Source organism: Psychromarinibacter sp. S121 (assembly GCF_049801035.1).
Classification (GTDB): domain Bacteria; phylum Pseudomonadota; class Alphaproteobacteria; order Rhodobacterales; family Rhodobacteraceae; genus Psychromarinibacter.
Genome location: NZ_JBNAGE010000001.1, coordinates 29,139 through 43,830, shown reverse-complemented (window position 1 = coordinate 43,830; position 14,692 = coordinate 29,139). Strand labels below are relative to the sequence as shown.

12 protein-coding genes are annotated in these 14,692 nt (G+C 65.8%); 5 read left to right on the top strand and 7 right to left on the bottom strand.

Annotated features, from left to right (window positions below; genetic code table 11):
- Positions 1-68: 68 nt before the first annotated feature.
- On the top strand, positions 69-1,367 hold the full coding sequence (gene xylA, locus ACP156_RS00205) for a xylose isomerase (protein WP_425049266.1): 1,299 nt from the start codon (positions 69-71) through the stop codon (positions 1,365-1,367).
- Between the two features lie 3 nt (positions 1,368-1,370).
- Here xylA and ACP156_RS00200 read toward each other — a convergent pair whose 3' ends face one another.
- A complete protein-coding gene (locus ACP156_RS00200; protein WP_425049265.1) occupies positions 1,371-2,339 on the bottom strand; it encodes an endonuclease/exonuclease/phosphatase family protein in 969 nt (322 codons plus the stop codon).
- Positions 2,340-2,548: 209 nt separating this feature from the next.
- On the opposite strand from ACP156_RS00200, the gene ACP156_RS00195 reads away from it, so the two are divergent.
- The 4 genes from ACP156_RS00195 to ACP156_RS00180 all read left to right on the top strand — a co-directional run bounded on the left by ACP156_RS00195 (position 2,549) and on the right by ACP156_RS00180 (position 8,253).
- A complete protein-coding gene (locus ACP156_RS00195) occupies positions 2,549-4,747 on the top strand; it encodes a hypothetical protein (RefSeq protein WP_425049264.1) in 2,199 nt (732 codons plus the stop codon).
- A gap of 141 nt (positions 4,748-4,888) precedes the next feature.
- Positions 4,889-6,157: a lipopolysaccharide biosynthesis protein gene (locus ACP156_RS00190; RefSeq protein WP_425049263.1), complete on the top strand. Its 1,269-nt coding sequence runs from the start codon at positions 4,889-4,891 to the stop codon at positions 6,155-6,157.
- 3 nt (positions 6,158-6,160) lie between these two features.
- A complete protein-coding gene (locus ACP156_RS00185) occupies positions 6,161-7,018 on the top strand; it encodes a sulfotransferase domain-containing protein (protein ID WP_425049262.1) in 858 nt (285 codons plus the stop codon).
- A complete protein-coding gene (locus ACP156_RS00180; protein ID WP_425049261.1) occupies positions 7,012-8,253 on the top strand; it encodes a hypothetical protein in 1,242 nt (413 codons plus the stop codon). The genes ACP156_RS00185 and ACP156_RS00180 overlap by 7 nt, the downstream gene beginning before the upstream one ends.
- A 7-nt stretch (positions 8,254-8,260) precedes the next feature.
- On the opposite strand, the gene ACP156_RS00175 is transcribed toward ACP156_RS00180, so the two are convergent.
- The 6 genes from ACP156_RS00175 to ACP156_RS00150 all read right to left on the bottom strand — a co-directional run bounded on the left by ACP156_RS00175 (position 8,261) and on the right by ACP156_RS00150 (position 14,686).
- Entirely contained in the window at positions 8,261-9,355 is a 1,095-nt protein-coding gene (locus tag ACP156_RS00175) for an acyltransferase family protein (RefSeq protein WP_425049260.1), read from the bottom strand.
- Between the two features lie 4 nt (positions 9,356-9,359).
- A complete protein-coding gene (locus tag ACP156_RS00170) occupies positions 9,360-10,145 on the bottom strand; it encodes a WecB/TagA/CpsF family glycosyltransferase (protein ID WP_425049259.1) in 786 nt (261 codons plus the stop codon).
- Between the two features lie 193 nt (positions 10,146-10,338).
- Positions 10,339-12,519: a Wzz/FepE/Etk N-terminal domain-containing protein gene (locus ACP156_RS00165; RefSeq protein WP_425049258.1), complete on the bottom strand. Its 2,181-nt coding sequence runs from the start codon at positions 12,517-12,519 to the stop codon at positions 10,339-10,341.
- 122 nt (positions 12,520-12,641) lie between these two features.
- Positions 12,642-12,965 carry an SH3 domain-containing protein gene (locus ACP156_RS00160; protein ID WP_425049257.1) on the bottom strand — a complete coding sequence of 108 codons (324 nt, stop codon included), beginning with the start codon at positions 12,963-12,965 and terminating at the stop codon, positions 12,642-12,644.
- A gap of 116 nt (positions 12,966-13,081) precedes the next feature.
- Positions 13,082-13,354 (bottom strand): amphi-Trp domain-containing protein, encoded by a 273-nt coding sequence (locus ACP156_RS00155; RefSeq protein ID WP_425049256.1) that lies wholly within the window; start codon positions 13,352-13,354, stop codon positions 13,082-13,084.
- 15 nt (positions 13,355-13,369) lie between these two features.
- Positions 13,370-14,686: a metallophosphoesterase family protein gene (locus ACP156_RS00150; protein WP_425049255.1), complete on the bottom strand. Its 1,317-nt coding sequence runs from the start codon at positions 14,684-14,686 to the stop codon at positions 13,370-13,372.
- Between the last annotated feature and the right edge of the window lie 6 nt (positions 14,687-14,692).

Here is a 14,692-nt window from a genome sequence, read left to right as displayed (position 1 = left end):
CACGACATGCTGCCGCACAGCGCGGTTGGCACGGCTTCTCCCGACGGAATCGATGGAGGACCCCGAACATGACCACTGGATTTTTCGGGGACGCCGCGCCCCTGACCTATGACCCCGACGCGACCGGTCTGGCCTATCGCCACTATGACCCGGACGAGGTCGTGATGGGCAAGCGGATGGAAGACCACCTTCGGTTCGCCGTCGCCTATTGGCACAGCTTCGCATGGCCCGGCGGCGACCCCTTTGGCGGCCAGACATTCGACCGTCCGTGGTTCGGTGACACGATGGAAGGCGCGCGGCTGAAGGCAGAGGCGGCGTTCGAGATGTTCGACCTGCTGGGCGTGCCGTTCTTCTGCTTTCACGACGCCGACATCCGCCCGGAAGGCGCGAGCTTTGCCGAAAGCCGCAAGAACTTCGAAGAGATCATCGGCATCTTCGAGCGCAAGATGGCGACGTCGAAGACACAGCTTTTGTGGGGCACCGCCAACCTCTTCTCGCACCGCCGCTTCATGTCGGGCGCCGCGACCAACCCCGACCCGGACGTGTTCGCGTGGTCGGCAGCGACGGTGAAGACCTGCATGGACGCGACCCACCGACTGGGCGGCCAGAACTACGTTCTGTGGGGCGGGCGCGAGGGCTACGAGACCCTGCTGAACACCGACCTGAAGGCCGAGATGGACCACATGGCCCGCTTCCTGTCGATGGTCGTCGACTACAAGCACAAGATCGGGTTCAAGGGCACCATCCTGATCGAGCCGAAGCCTCAGGAACCCACCAAACACCAGTACGACTATGACGTCGCCACGGTGTTCGGCTTCTTGCAGCGGTACGGGCTGGAGACCGAGGTGAAGGTGAACATCGAGCAGGGTCACGCGATCCTTGCCGGGCACAGCTTCGAGCACGAGATCGCGCTGGCCAACGCGCTGGGTGTGTTCGGGTCCATCGACATGAACCGCAACGACTATCAGTCCGGCTGGGACACCGACCAGTTCCCCAACAACGTGCCCGAGGTTGCGCTGGCCTATTACGAGATCCTGCGTGGCGGCGGGTTCAAGACCGGCGGCACCAACTTCGACTCCAAGCTGCGGCGGCAGTCGCTGGACCCCGAGGATCTGCTGGCCGCCCATGCCGGTGCGATGGATGTCTGCGCGCGCGGCCTGAAGGCGGCCGCGCGGATGCTGGAAGACGGCGCGCTGGAAGCCGCCCGCCGCGAACGCTATGCCGCTTGGAAGACGCCCGCGTCGACCGAGTTGCTGTCGTCGGACCTTGCCAGCATCGCCGAACGTGTCGAGGCAGAGGGTCTTGACCCACAGCCCCGGTCGGGCCGGCAGGAAGTGCTGGAGAACCTCGTTAACCGCTACGTCTGACGGCTACTCTGTCCGGTTCTGCAACTGGACGGAGGCCATGATGCCCATGTGGTTCGAGCCATACCCGGCCCACGTGACGTAGTCGGTTATGGCGACGCCCTCGCTGGCGAGCACGTGATCGATTGGCAGGCCCGCCGGCCCCATGGCGACGGGCCAGGTTGGCTCTGGCCAGCGCCAGTGCCGCAGGTTGTGGCGTTTCTCCATGCGGCGCAGGCGGGCGCTCCACGGGGCGGCGTTCAGGTCGCCCACAAGGATGTAGGGCACCTGATCGCGGCGCAGGATCGCACGCCACACGGTGGTTTCGTCGCGCAAGCTCATCGCGACGATCCACGGCTTGATCATGTGCGCCGCGATGACGTCGATCGGGCCCTCGGCGGTCTCGACCCGGATGCGGGCCAGACGCTCGGGGCCCATCGACATCGGCTGCATGTCTGCGGCGTCCAGCGGTTCCTTGGACAGGACCATCAGGTTGCAGTCTTCGGGGTCGACATCCTGACACCCCATCCGGTGCGGGTAGACGTCCGCGACCAGCGGCGGCAGGTCCATCGCCGGTTCGGCCTCGGCCAGGATCACCATGTCCGCGCCGCTTGCCCGGACCCCGTCAGCAAAGGCGCTGACGTCCAACTCGTTGAATTTGAAGACGTTGTACCACAAGATCGTCAGGTCCGCCCGCTCGCCCACCGGGGCGATGCGGGACCGGTAGTCGACCGCCAGAAAGCCAAATCCCACGACTGCGGCGACCGTGACCGCAGCGGCGATCCAGCGCACGCCGAGGATGGCAAGGCCAAGGGCAAGGATCACCGACAGCCCAAGCAGATGAACGCGCGCGCTGTCCGTCATGCGCGCCAGCGTACCCAAAAGCGGGTCTGCGGACGGGAAAACATGGCTGAACAGGCCAAGCGCCAGAACGGCGGTAGTCCCGGCAAGCCAGACGCCGATTAGCCTTTCCTTCCAGATCCTTGCCGTGGTCATTCCGCACGCCCCAACCATTCCCGCGCAGAAAATCAGATTGGGGTGCCGGGCGACAGTCCGGAAATGCCGCCCCGGACCCGCGCGGGCCATGGGCGGGCACCGCGCGGTGGTTTCGGGCCAAATTAACGAAGGCTGAACCATCTTTGCCCCCGCACCGACGCTGCACGACATCCATCCCCGGCCGAGGGGACAACGCGGGAAGACCAAGCATGGGACAGCTGAACCCCAACGATCCAAGCCAGATTGCCTATTACCCCTCTGCCGTGCCTTCGGCGCGGCTGTCCGTCTACATCGCCGGGACGGACACGCTGGCGCAGCTGTTTCGCGATGCGGACCTGACCGCCTTGCTGGCCAATCCGCTGCGCGCCGACGCGGCGGGTACGTTCGAGCGATGCTTTCTGGTCGACGGCGATTACCGCGTCGTGATCCGGTCCCGCTCCGGGGACGTGATCGTGGAACAGGACGATGTGGTGATCCGCAGCGACAGCGGCGACGTCGTGCGCAGCTTCCGGCGCCTGCCCGACCTGCTGGCGGACCGGTCGCTGTCGTATGACGGAGGAACCGGGCGGCAGAAGATCCGCGAGGGCGATCTTGTCGAGGTGAAGGAAGGCGGCTTCGTCTACGCAGTCACCGGCAGCGGCGCCGCCAGCGATTGTGCGACATTGGGCGGCATCAAACTGGAAGCCGCTGCGAACGGGGCGAACCGGATCTCGGTCGCGCAGTTCGGTCCGGCGCTGGACGGCGTGACGGATGACAGCGCGGCGATGCAGAAAGCCATCGACCGCGCGGCCGCGTCGGGTGGCGGGTTGGTGCTGCTTCCGCCCGGGCCGATGGTCGTGGGCGACATCGTGGTTCCCGACGATGTCTGGATCGACGGCACGTTGTATTCTTTCTACGAGAACGTAACCACGAACGGGCGCACCCGCCTGATCCGGAGGGGCGATGCCGGCACGATGTTCACCGTCGGCAGCCGCGTCCGGCTGACCAACTTCGACATGGACGGCAACGGCGGCACCGACGCAGGCGCGGGCAACGGGATCGAGGCCGAAGGTTCCAGCCGGCTAGAGATGCAGGGGGTCAAGATTCTTGACTTCAACTACGGCATCAACGGCGGCGTGGGGTCGCCCTTGGGCGGTCTCGACATGCGGTTCTGCGTGGTGCGCAACAACGCGTGGGGGCTGCGCAACTGCAAGGACAGCTTCCTGCTGCGCTCGACCTTCTCGGCGAACCGCATCCGGGCGCTTTACCTGAACGGCGGTCAGGTCACGGTGCAGACCTGTTTCATCGAGTTCCAGCGGTCTGGCGCGAACCTCGACGAGGCGGCTTACGGCATCTACCTTGGACGGAACGCCAACGAGATCCTGATCGCCAACTGCACCTTCGACCGCAACGCCGGCAACGACATCTATTTCGAGCGTTCGGGCACCGACAAGCCGCGCCATATCAACGTCTGCGGGAACATCTTCAAGGGCGCCGGATGGGGCGCGGACCTGACGCCGGACGGTCGCCGGTCGATCAACATGCTGGGGTCGAGTTGTTCCAGCCTGACCAACAACGTGTTCCAGACTCGCTCGTCGAAGCCTTCGCCGTCGAAGGGCGCGCCGTCGCCGCTGATCGCCGCCAGTTGCGAACAGCACGACGGCCTTGTCTGGCAGGGCAACAACGTGACCGGCATCCTGCCGGTGATGGACCTGCGCGAACCGGACTTCGCCGACATCTACGCGTGGGCCCCGTCCGGCAGCGGCACGGACGAGTACTACCTGCGTGACAACAACGACTATGGCGAAGGGACGGACCCGTTCATCGATGGACCGGACGGGGTGCTGTTCGAGGCGGGCGACCTTGGCGCGGGCACGCCGGGAACGCTTTCGGCGGGGCAATGGGCGTTCGGCGACAACGATGGGCTGGGCTTCCAGACGGTCTATGTCCGGCTGCCCACTGGCTCGCCGACGATGCAGACCGACCTGCGCATGTACTACAACAAGGACGGGGTGCGGTTCGACAACGCGGGCGACGTCGCGACCGACGCCTATCGCTGCGCCATCGCGCGCGACACGCTGAGCGGCGGACAGACACGGACCTATACGCTGAACCTGCGCGACGCCGCGATGCAATCCAGCACCTACCTTCGGTCGCACGTGAAGCTCGCGCTAAGCCTGCGTCAGGCCACCACCAACGCCGACGCCTATGTCGAGGTGCCCGTTTTGCTGCGCCGCGACGGAGGGGCGTCGACCTCTGCCGTCATCGGCACCGTGACCACGCATGATGCGGGTCTGACCGTGGGAACCACCGGCACGGATATCGTCCTGTCGATCGCCAGCGTCGAGCCCTTCGGGCACGCGCTGACCCTTTCGGTCGAAAACACCGGAGCGCACTCGGTCAAACTCGTGGGCGGCTTGCTCTGGTAGCGGTTTCGGTAACGGTTTCTTAAGCAATCCGAACGAAGGTTTAAGGGCTCGTCCGGCGCGCCGCATTCGCTTCAATCATTCTTGAGATAAAAGGCGTCGCCGCATCGCAACCGAAAGGCCGCGCCCGTGCGAACAGGTCATTTGCTGAAAACCACCCTGCTCGCCGCCCTTCTGAAGCTGGCCGGGATCTGCCTTGCCTTCCTGTTCCTGCTGGTTGCCGCCCGCGCCTCGACGGATGCCGAGTACGGCATCTTCGCGGCGGTCTTCTCGCTGGCGACGATCCTTGGCTTCGCTTTCACCGGCGGGCAGCACCTTGCCGTGCTGCGGTTCTGGCCCGCCTATGACGAGGCCTATGGACGCGGCTATGCCGAAGCCGCGTTGCGATGGTCTTTGCTGCGGGCCGTGGCGGCCTGCATGGCCGGAAGCGGCGCCCTTGCGCTGGTCTGGCTGATCCTTTCATTCGTGCAACCTGCCACGCCGTTGGTGCTGCAGGCGCCGCTGGCGCTGGTGGCCATGACGCTCGCCTTCGCGCTGAGCGAGGTCGCGCAGGCCGCGCTTCGGGCGCAGAGCGCGGTGGTGACGGCGCTGGCCGGGCGCGAGGTTCTTTGGCGGTGTCTGGCGATCAGCGCGGTGTTGATCGCGGGCGGGTCCTCTGGCGTGTCGCTGATCTGGCTGGCGGCGGGTACGCTGGGCGTCGTGACGCTGGCGCAGTTCGCCAACCTGTCAGCGCGGCGGGTCAAGCCGCAGATCCTTCCGACGTGCGACAGGCAACAGATGACCCAAACCTCGGTCTGGCTTTGGGCAGGCGCGACGGCGGGCCCGCTGGGCAGTCACTCGGGCACCATCGTCGTGGCTTTGGTGCTGGGCCCGGCGGCTGGCGGAGCCTATTTCGCCGCCGACCGGATCGCCAAGCTTCTGTCGATTGCCCTGATCGCGGTGAACCAGGTCGTCGCGCCGGTTCTGTCGCGCGACTTCCACGCCGGTCGGGTCGAGGCCGTGCGCCGGGTGATGACCCTTGGCGCGCTGATGGCCGGCGGCATCGCGGTCGGCGGCGGGCTGATCCTTGCCGTGGCAGGGCCTTTCGCGCTTGGCCTGTTCTCGGACAGCTACCGTGCGGCGGCCCCGGCGCTGACACTTCTGATCCTCGGGCAGGTCGGCAACACGCTGTGCGGGCCCAACGCGATGCTGCTGAACATGGCCGGACTTGAAAAGGCAGCGACCTTCGTGATGGGCGGGTGGAGCGTGGCGACCCCTGCCCTTGTCTGGCTGGGCGCAACGATGGGCGGGCTGACCGGGGCCGCCGCAGGCGCGGCCGCTGCGATGATCGGCTGGAACCTCAACGTTCTGTGGGTCTGCCACGCGCGGCTTCGCATCCTGCCGTGGTCCTTCCGGCGGCTTCGGGCGGGCTGAGCGATGGACACGGTCGCCCGCAAGGTCCTGCCGCAGACGGTCCGCAACCTGATCCGGCCCGAGGTGTACCTTGCCCGGCGGGGCGTTCAGAAGCTGCGACAGTTGTCCGGGCAGACCGGGCGGCTGCCGGACTTCCTGATACTGGGCGCGCAGAAGGCGGGCACCACGACGCTGTATGACCTGATCATGCGCCATCCCGGAACCGCTGCGGCGCGCACCAAGGAAATCTCGTATTTCGACCGTTTCCATCGATGGGGGCCGGATTGGTATCGGTCCAACTTTCCGGACGGCACCGCCCTCACGGGAGAGGCGACACCGTGCTATCTTTTCGTGCCAGAGGCGGCGCGGCGGATCGCGGACACGTTGCCTCCGACCACGCGGTTCATCGTCCTGCTGCGAGATCCCGTGGACCGGGCGATTTCGCACTATTTCCACGAAAGGCGGCTTGGCTACGAACCCCTGACGCTGGCAAAGGCGCTGGACGCCGAGCCGCGGCGCACCGGCCCGGACGCCGGGGTCTTGCTTGGCCGCAGGCACGAGCATCGGACGCAGGGGCAAAGCTTTGCCTATGTCGGTCGCGGACGATACGCCGAGCAGTTGAAGCGGTACTTCGCCCTCTTCCCGCGCGAGAACTTCCTGATCGAGACCAGCGACAGGTTCTTCGCCGAACCGCTTGCCGTTCTTGCCGAGGTGCATGCCTTTCTCGGCCTTCCGCCGCACACGCCGCCTCGGGTCCGTCCGCGCAACGTCGGCGTCTATGCCGGCCGTGTTCCGCCGGAAATTCTAGTGCGGCTCAGCACGACCTTCGCACCAGAGAACGCCCGCCTTGCCGATCTGCTGAACCGGCCGCTGCCATGGTGAGCGTCCGCGCCGGGACGCTGGTCTATGCTGCCGTGACCGTGCTGACCTTCCTGCCGCGCACCGCGCTGAGCTATCCGGCCTACAGCCTTGCGCCGCTGGCCCTTGTCCGCTGGCGGGACTGGGTGCCAGCGCAAGTGCCGGTGCTTTTGTTCCTGACCGTCGCCTTCGCGGCGAACGCGATGACGGCGAATGTGTCGGGCACCGTCGCGGTGCTGGAATACGCGCTGTGCTTCGCATTCCTGCTTGGGGCTTTCGGCGCCGGACCGGATCGCGAATGGATTGACCCGACAAGGCTGATCCGCCTGTTTCAGGTCGTCATCGCGGCGACCAGCCTTGTCAGCCTGATCCGCATGGGCTTTCCGCTGAAGCTCCCGTACGTGCATTTCCTGCCCGACTATTACTATGCCACCTTCGGCCTTGGCGGCGCGCGGATCGTCACTCTGTTCGGCTTCGTAGGTATCGTGTGCGAGCTTCGTCAACGCGGCCTCGGCGGTCGCGCCAGGCGTGGGTTCCTGCTTCTGTCCGTCATCAACTTCCTGATGCCGAACTACCTGATCGGCATCCTCGCCGGGGTCGCGGGGTTGTCATGCTATGGTCTGCGCCGACCGGTGAAATCAGCTCTCGCGTTGGCGGTCCTGACGGTGCTGATCGGGTCCTACCTGTCTTACCGGATCGAAACGGTATCGACCGTCTTCGCGCAGGTCTTCGGGCTGCATCCGAAGGTCTACCAGTTTGCCCTGATCGCCCGCATGTTCGACGACGCCCCGCTGAACTTATGGATCGGCGGCGGCATCGGGCAGTACGGCGGGCAGGCCGCATTGTGGACCAGCCACCTGACGGCAGAGTTGTCTTCGTTCACCGTGCCGGATCTTCCGGGCATGTTCACGCCAGAGTACCACGAGCGCTATTTGCAGACGGTGATGGCAACCTTCCTGCAGGACATCTGGGCGATCAGTTCCAGTTCCAACAAGCCGTATTCCAGCGTCTCGGTCATGCTTGCCGAATTCGGGTTGCCCTTCACCGCGCTGGTCCTTGCGATGCTGGTCTATCGCTTCGTGATCGCGCCACGCGATCTGTCCATGACGGCGTTCGGTCTGTTCGCGCTGACGCTGATGCTGGTGGACCGGGTCCACGATCTGCCGTGGTTCGGCCTGCTTCTGATCATCGCGAACGGGCTGGCGGTGCCGCAGAACCGGCCGGCCACGCTGTTGCGGTTGGCGCGCGCACCGGTCTAGGGAGCAGCTAAGCTGCCAGCCGGACGCGGGCGCGCGTGGTGGCCATCGGGCGTTCGACCAGAAGCACGACCAAGGCCGACAAACCCATGACCAAGGGAAGGGCGAGCACGGAATAGATCCGCTCGCGTTCAGGGCCGAAACCGCCCGAGCCGCCGAACAGCGCGGTGACCAGCACCAGAACCGGCCAGTGCAGCAGGAAGATCGGGTAAGACAGGTCGCCGCAAAAGGCCGAAAGCCGCGCGGCGCGGCGGCTTTGTTCGTTTGCCCCGGGGGTCGGCGCCAGCGACAGCATCAGCGACGCGGCGGCGAAGGGCACGATCAGCAGAACCAGCCAGAAGGCGTCCACGATCCACAGCCGGGCCTGCACCTCGGCCAGCGACAGGCCCCGGACGGCGTAAAGATACGCGCCAATCGGTTCGGGCCAGAACACGAACACCGCGAAAGCCGCTAGGCTTCCCACGAAAACGCGGAGGATCGGGGCGCCGTGCAGCGCACGGAACACCCGGCCGCGATGATGGTACAGCATTGCGCCGGTCGCGAAGCTGATCGACGGGCTGACGAACGAGAAATAGTGCCGGTCGATATCCCCGAACACGCCATAGCCCAGCGCCACCGCCAGCGAAGCCCACCACCACGCGGTGCAGACCGCAAGCGACCGCCCCAGCAGCCCCGCGATCAGGATGTAGTAGACCAGCTCGACATTCAGGCTCCACACGACGGGGACGAACAGGGCGTCGGCCTTTCCTGCCGGGGTCAGCGCGCCAAAGATCAGACCCTGCGGCAGCCAGCCCGTCAGGCCGTCCGGCACGTGCATGTAGGGCGAGATCCGCGCCGCCACGTCCGGCGCGTGCAGGATCACCGCAAGCGAGAACAGCGACGCGGCGATATAGGCGGGATAGATACGCAGGACCCGGTTCACAAGGAACGCGGCGAAGCCCCGGACACCATCGGAATAACGGCCGCAGGTCACGGCCGTTATCAGGTACCCCGAGACGAGGTAGAAGCTGAACACCGCGTATTTGCCGGTGTTTCCGATGTTCGGGAAATAGTGCGCATAGACGACCAGCGCCGCCAGAAACAGACGGAACCAGCCTTGGTACATGCGCTCAGGTCCCGCGCGATCCGGTCTGCGTCAGCAACCGCCATGCGCTGACCGTGTTGGTCACCAGATAGCGGCGCATCAGGCGCTGCGGCTCTTGCACCAGCCGGAACAGCCACTCCAGCCCCGCGCGCTGCATCCATTTCGGCGCGCGGGCGGCGTCGCCGGTCAGGTAGGAATACAAACCGCCGCAGGTCTTGATACAGCCGACGCCGTGCAGGCGGCCCCGGTTCGAATGGCTCCATGTTTCCTGCAGGGGTTTGCCCAGCCCGACCCACAGAACATCCGTTCCCGCCTCGACGATGGACCGGCAAACCGCCGCGTCCTCATCGCGGCCGAAATAGCCGTTCCTGCGGCCGACGATCCGCAGTTCGGGATACAGCGACAGCATCGCATGGACGGCGCGGCGGTTCTGATCCTCGGTGCTGCCGAGGACATAGAAGTTCAGCCCGTTCGCCACCGCATCGCGCGCCACGTCGTGAAACAGGTCGGTCGTCGCCGAGCGTTCTCGGATCGACGTCCGCGCGAGCAGGCGCGAAGCCATCACCACCGACATTCCGTCGGCATGCACCACGTCCGCCGCGCGCATGGCCCGGTCAAAATCCGCGTCCCGCCCGCGCAGGGCGATGCCCTGCCCGTTCGACGAGAACACCATCGCCGGCGGAGCGTCCGCCGTTCGTCGTTCCAGACATTGTTCGGTGATCCAGGCGGAGAGTTCCTTTCGGTCCGCAGTAACGGTTTCGTAGCCGCCAACATTTATACGATCCACGGTCAGTTCCTCGAAACAAGTCACCCCTGACTCCGTCAGCGATCACAGGTTTGAGGCCGAAGATTTAATAGGCGGTTAATGTTAATCTTTTTCCGCCGGCCCGAGCGTTCAAGCCAAGAAAAACAGGGCTTTCAGCCTCTGCCAGAGGATCCGATTTTCGAGACATAAGCGGTCGCGGCGCGCGGTCTGGACACAGCGCGCCTGCGCCCGCAAAGCGTCAGGCGCCGCTGTCGTAATAGCCCTTGCCATAGGACGAATAGGCGCCATGCCGACTGCCGTATCCGTATCGCCGCATCCCCTTCGGATCGACCTGCGACAGGACCAGACCGGTGATCTTAAGATGCACCGACGACAGCATGCGCAGCCCGGCGGTGACCTGCTCTTTCGAGGTTCTGTCCCACTGAACCGAATAGACGATCGCATCGGCGTATTTCCCAAGCACCCGCGCATCCGGCACCACCAGAACCGGCGGCGTGTCGATCACCACGTAGTCATAGGCATTGCGCGCCGACAGGATGAACCGCCGGAAGCTATCGGACGAGAATATGTCCGCCGCGTTCACCGAGGAACGGTCCCCCATCAGCACGTCGATCTCGAGCGCCGGGTCGGACACCACCGCCTCGGCCAGCGTCAGCGTGCCCGAGACCACCTGGACAAGGCTACCCGGCGGATCGGCGAGCAGATACTGGGTGAAGGTGCGGCGGCGGATATCGCCTTCGACCAGCAGCACGCGTTGCCCCAGCCCCGCAAGGTTCTGCGCCAAGGCGATGGACTGCGTCGTCTTGCCCTCGCCGGGGATCGACGAGGTCGACATGATGACCCTTGGCGGCCTGTCGACATCGGACAACAGAACCGAGGTCCGAAGGTTGCGGATCGCCTCTGCCGCGGCAGAGGTCGGCTTGCGCCGCAAATAGTCCAGCACCCCGCGCCGCCGCCGCACGGGGATACGGGGGATCTGGCCAAGGACCGTGTAGCCGGTCGCTTCTTCAAGGTCGTCCACCGTCCGGAACCCGCGGTTCATGTACTGCCGCAGCAGGATGATCCCGACGCCCAGCACCGCGCCCAGCATCGCGGCCACGGCAAGGATCATCGCGCGGCGCGGCGCGACCTCTTCCCCGGGCACCGCACCGGACAGGATGCGGCTGTCGGCCTGCTGCAGCCCGATCTGGATCGAGGTCTCTTTCAGCCGCGCCAGAAAGGTCTGGTACAGCACCCGCGTGGCGTCGGCATCCCGGACCCGCTGGGTCAGGTCCTGCCGCAGCGCGTCCTCGGCGTCGATCCGGTCGACCAGCGCGGCGTGGGCGGCGCGCTCGGCGGCGACGTCCTCTGCCGCTGCGCGCGCGTCATCACGTCGGTCCCGCAAGACCGCGCGCAACCGTTCCAGCGCGCCCGCCCCGTCGCCGATGTCGAGCAGCGCGAAGGCTTCCGCATCGCGGGCCAGGTCCAACGCGCCGCGCAGGTCCCCTTCCGCCAGGGCCGCAGCGAGACCGGCTGCTTCGCGCGCCGCCCGGTCCGCCGCGTCTTCCAGCAGGGCGATCCTGCCCTGCGCCTCTCGCTCGCGGCTTTTCAACGCCTCCAGCGACGCCTCGGGCATCAGAAGCGAAACCGAGCTTAGCTCCAGCACCGCCTCTTCCTTCTGTTTCAGTTCAAGCTCCAGCTCGGTCACCCGCTGCGACAGCCAGTCGACCGCGTATTCCGTCGCCGAGAACTTGGTAGATATCTGTTCGTCCAGGTAAATCCCCGCCAGACGGTTCGCGATCAGCGCAGATTTCCCCGGATCTTCGGTCCTGACGCGGATGCTGAAGACATAGGAATAGGGCTCGATCCGGACGAATATCGCCTCGGCCAGCGCATCCACGGTTTCCAGCAATTCCTCTTGCTCGGTGCGCGGCGTCCCGTCGACCAGCGGCAAGCCCAGCCAGCCCCGGACAAGGTCGACCATCCAGATGGCGGACAGCGGGCGTGCCGGGACGAGACCCGCGTTGAACTCCGGGTCGTTCGTCAGGTCCAGTTCATGCACCAGAAGTTCGAGGATCGTGCGCGACGTCATGACCGACATCTCGGTGTTCAGCGACGCCTCGTCCGTGCCCCGGCCCGAGATCACGCTTTCAAGATCGACGACGGTCTGGTCCCGGGCTTCCATGACGATGCGCGCTTCGGCGGTGTAGTTCGGCACCGCGACGAACAGCAGGTAATAGCTGGCAAGCCCGACCGTCAGCACGATGCACACAGCGATCAGCCACAGGCCGCGCCACAGGGCAGAGGCAAGGTGGCCAAGATCCACCAGCGCGTCCGCGCTTGCGCCACGGGTCGGCACGATGCCGGGCGACAGCGGCCGGACGACCGTGTCTTGCACTGTCCGGCCTGCCGCCTGCACAACGGTTCCGATCTCGGCCATCCCTGCCCCGCCAACTGAGAAACGGCCCGGACCAGCGACCAAGGCCGGTGCGGGCAACCACCTGAAGTGGAAGGGTTAAGGGTTAATTATTGATTAAGCCGGCTTGTACGGACGGCTTGCCGTCACGGATAGAACTGGCACCACGCGGTGTAGATCCAGCCGCGGAACCGTGCCTCGCGCCCGTTCAGTGCGCCGTTCTCGACATAGCACCACTTCCCCTGACACTTGCGCAGATAGGCGGCGTCGCCGTTGTGCAGGCTGCCGATCTGGGAATAATTCGTGCCCGGACCCGCGCGCAGGGCAAGGAAACCGTCGCCATTCGGGTCGAGCCCCTGAACAAGGCAGCCGGTGTCGGTGATATAGGGACCGGCGGGCGTGACGATCTGCTGGGCGTGGGCTGCGGTCGCGAATACGGCGACCGCGATGAAAAAGAGAAATCTGGGCATCGAAACGACCTTTTGCGAACTGCGCGGCGGGAAGGCGACCGCGCCCGAAGGCAAGGCTAACAGCGGACCGGCACCCTGTCATTCCCGGACCGGCCCGGTTGCCCGGAACCCGCCCGTCAGCTTTCGATCCGGGGCTTGCCCTTGCTGGCGACCGGTGCGGCGGGGTCCGACCAGCGGACGCGCAGGCTGAACTCGCACCGACCGTCCTCGCGTTCTCCCTTGATGCGGACGTTCATCAGGCCGTCGACTTTCAAGACAAGCTCTTCATCCTCGTCGCCCAGCGTCATCTCGCCCTTCGAGAAGCCCTTGGACAGCGCCGTCAGCAGCGTTTTGATCGTCTTGGCATCCTGCAAGGACTCGTGCCGGAAACGCGCGTTGTCGTCGCTCATGCGGTGCCTCCTGCGTCAGCTGATCCGCGGGCTTATCCGTTCCGGGGCAAAGTGCTTGGCCCACGGAAAGTCACGGCTCAAGCCGATCACATCTCCGGAGGGAAAGATCAAGGTCGCACCGGCCCCGATGCCGTCCAGCCCTTCCAGCGCCCGCGACGCGCGGTCCAGCGTCACGTCTGCCTCAAGGTGCAAGAGACCGCGCTTGGCCAGCAGGCGCTGGCCTTCGTGGTTGTTGACGTGCCCTTGCACGACCATGTGGATGCCTGCGCGGTGCAGGGCGCCGACGCCCGCGTCCGTCAGTTCACAGTCAGAGTCGCGATACTTGGTGCGGACAAGGTTGGCGAGCGGTCCGAAGTAGAACCCGAGCGATGCATGTTCCGCCGCTTCGCGGTAACGGGCGTTCACGCCCTCGGTTCCCTCTGCGACCAGCGCCGTACACATGCTGTCGCACAGGCCTGCATGCACGAACAGCAACGAGCCGACCTGCGCCACCACGTCCATCGTGTCGTAGAACCATGCATAATGCCCGCCGGGCTCGAAGAAGATGTCGTGGCACTTCAGGGCGGCGGCCAGGATTTCGCGGCAGGTCATCCCGGACCGGCGACGCTCTTTCTCGAACTTGGCAAGTTTTTCGTTCAGCTTGCGGATTTCCTTGGCGATGACCTTGCGGCGCAATTCGCCCTTTGCGGCGGCCGCGAAGCGGTCGGGCCAGTCGGTGCGGGGCGTCAGGCGCGCGCGGCAGGCGGCCTCGTCCGGCAGCGCGGCAAGTTCGGCGGGCGTCACGAACCGGTCCAGCACTTCGCGCAGCGCGGGCAGGATCTTGCGCCCCATCCGCACGAACAGATGTTCGTTCAGCGCGGTGCGCGGACCGCAAAGCGCGGCGACCGCCATCCGCATGCGCAGATCGTGGTTGCCTGCAAGGATGTGCACATCGGCTCCGGCGGCCCGGACCGCCGCGATGGCATCCAGCAAGCCAAGGTTGCTGGGCCCCTTGTCGAGACTGTCGCCCCCGAGGATGATCCGCGCCTGCTGGCCGAAACCGGTCAGCACCACCTGCGCGCCGTCGCGCCGGATCGCCCCGGCGGCGGTCAGCGAGCGCAGAAAGCCCTCGGCATCGGCATGCGGGTCAGAGATGAAGATGATCGGCTGGGTCGGCCAATGCCATCCGCCGTTCTGCCTCGCGCGTTCAAGGCAACCGGCGATCTGCGGGTGGCTGTCGGCGCCGGGCCATGGCTCGACGGTGCGGGGAAGATCGGCCAGGACAGCGGCGGTATCGAACACCTGTGGCAGCGCGGGGCGACCCGATTGTAGGATTTCGGAAAGTTTGCTCACGTGCCG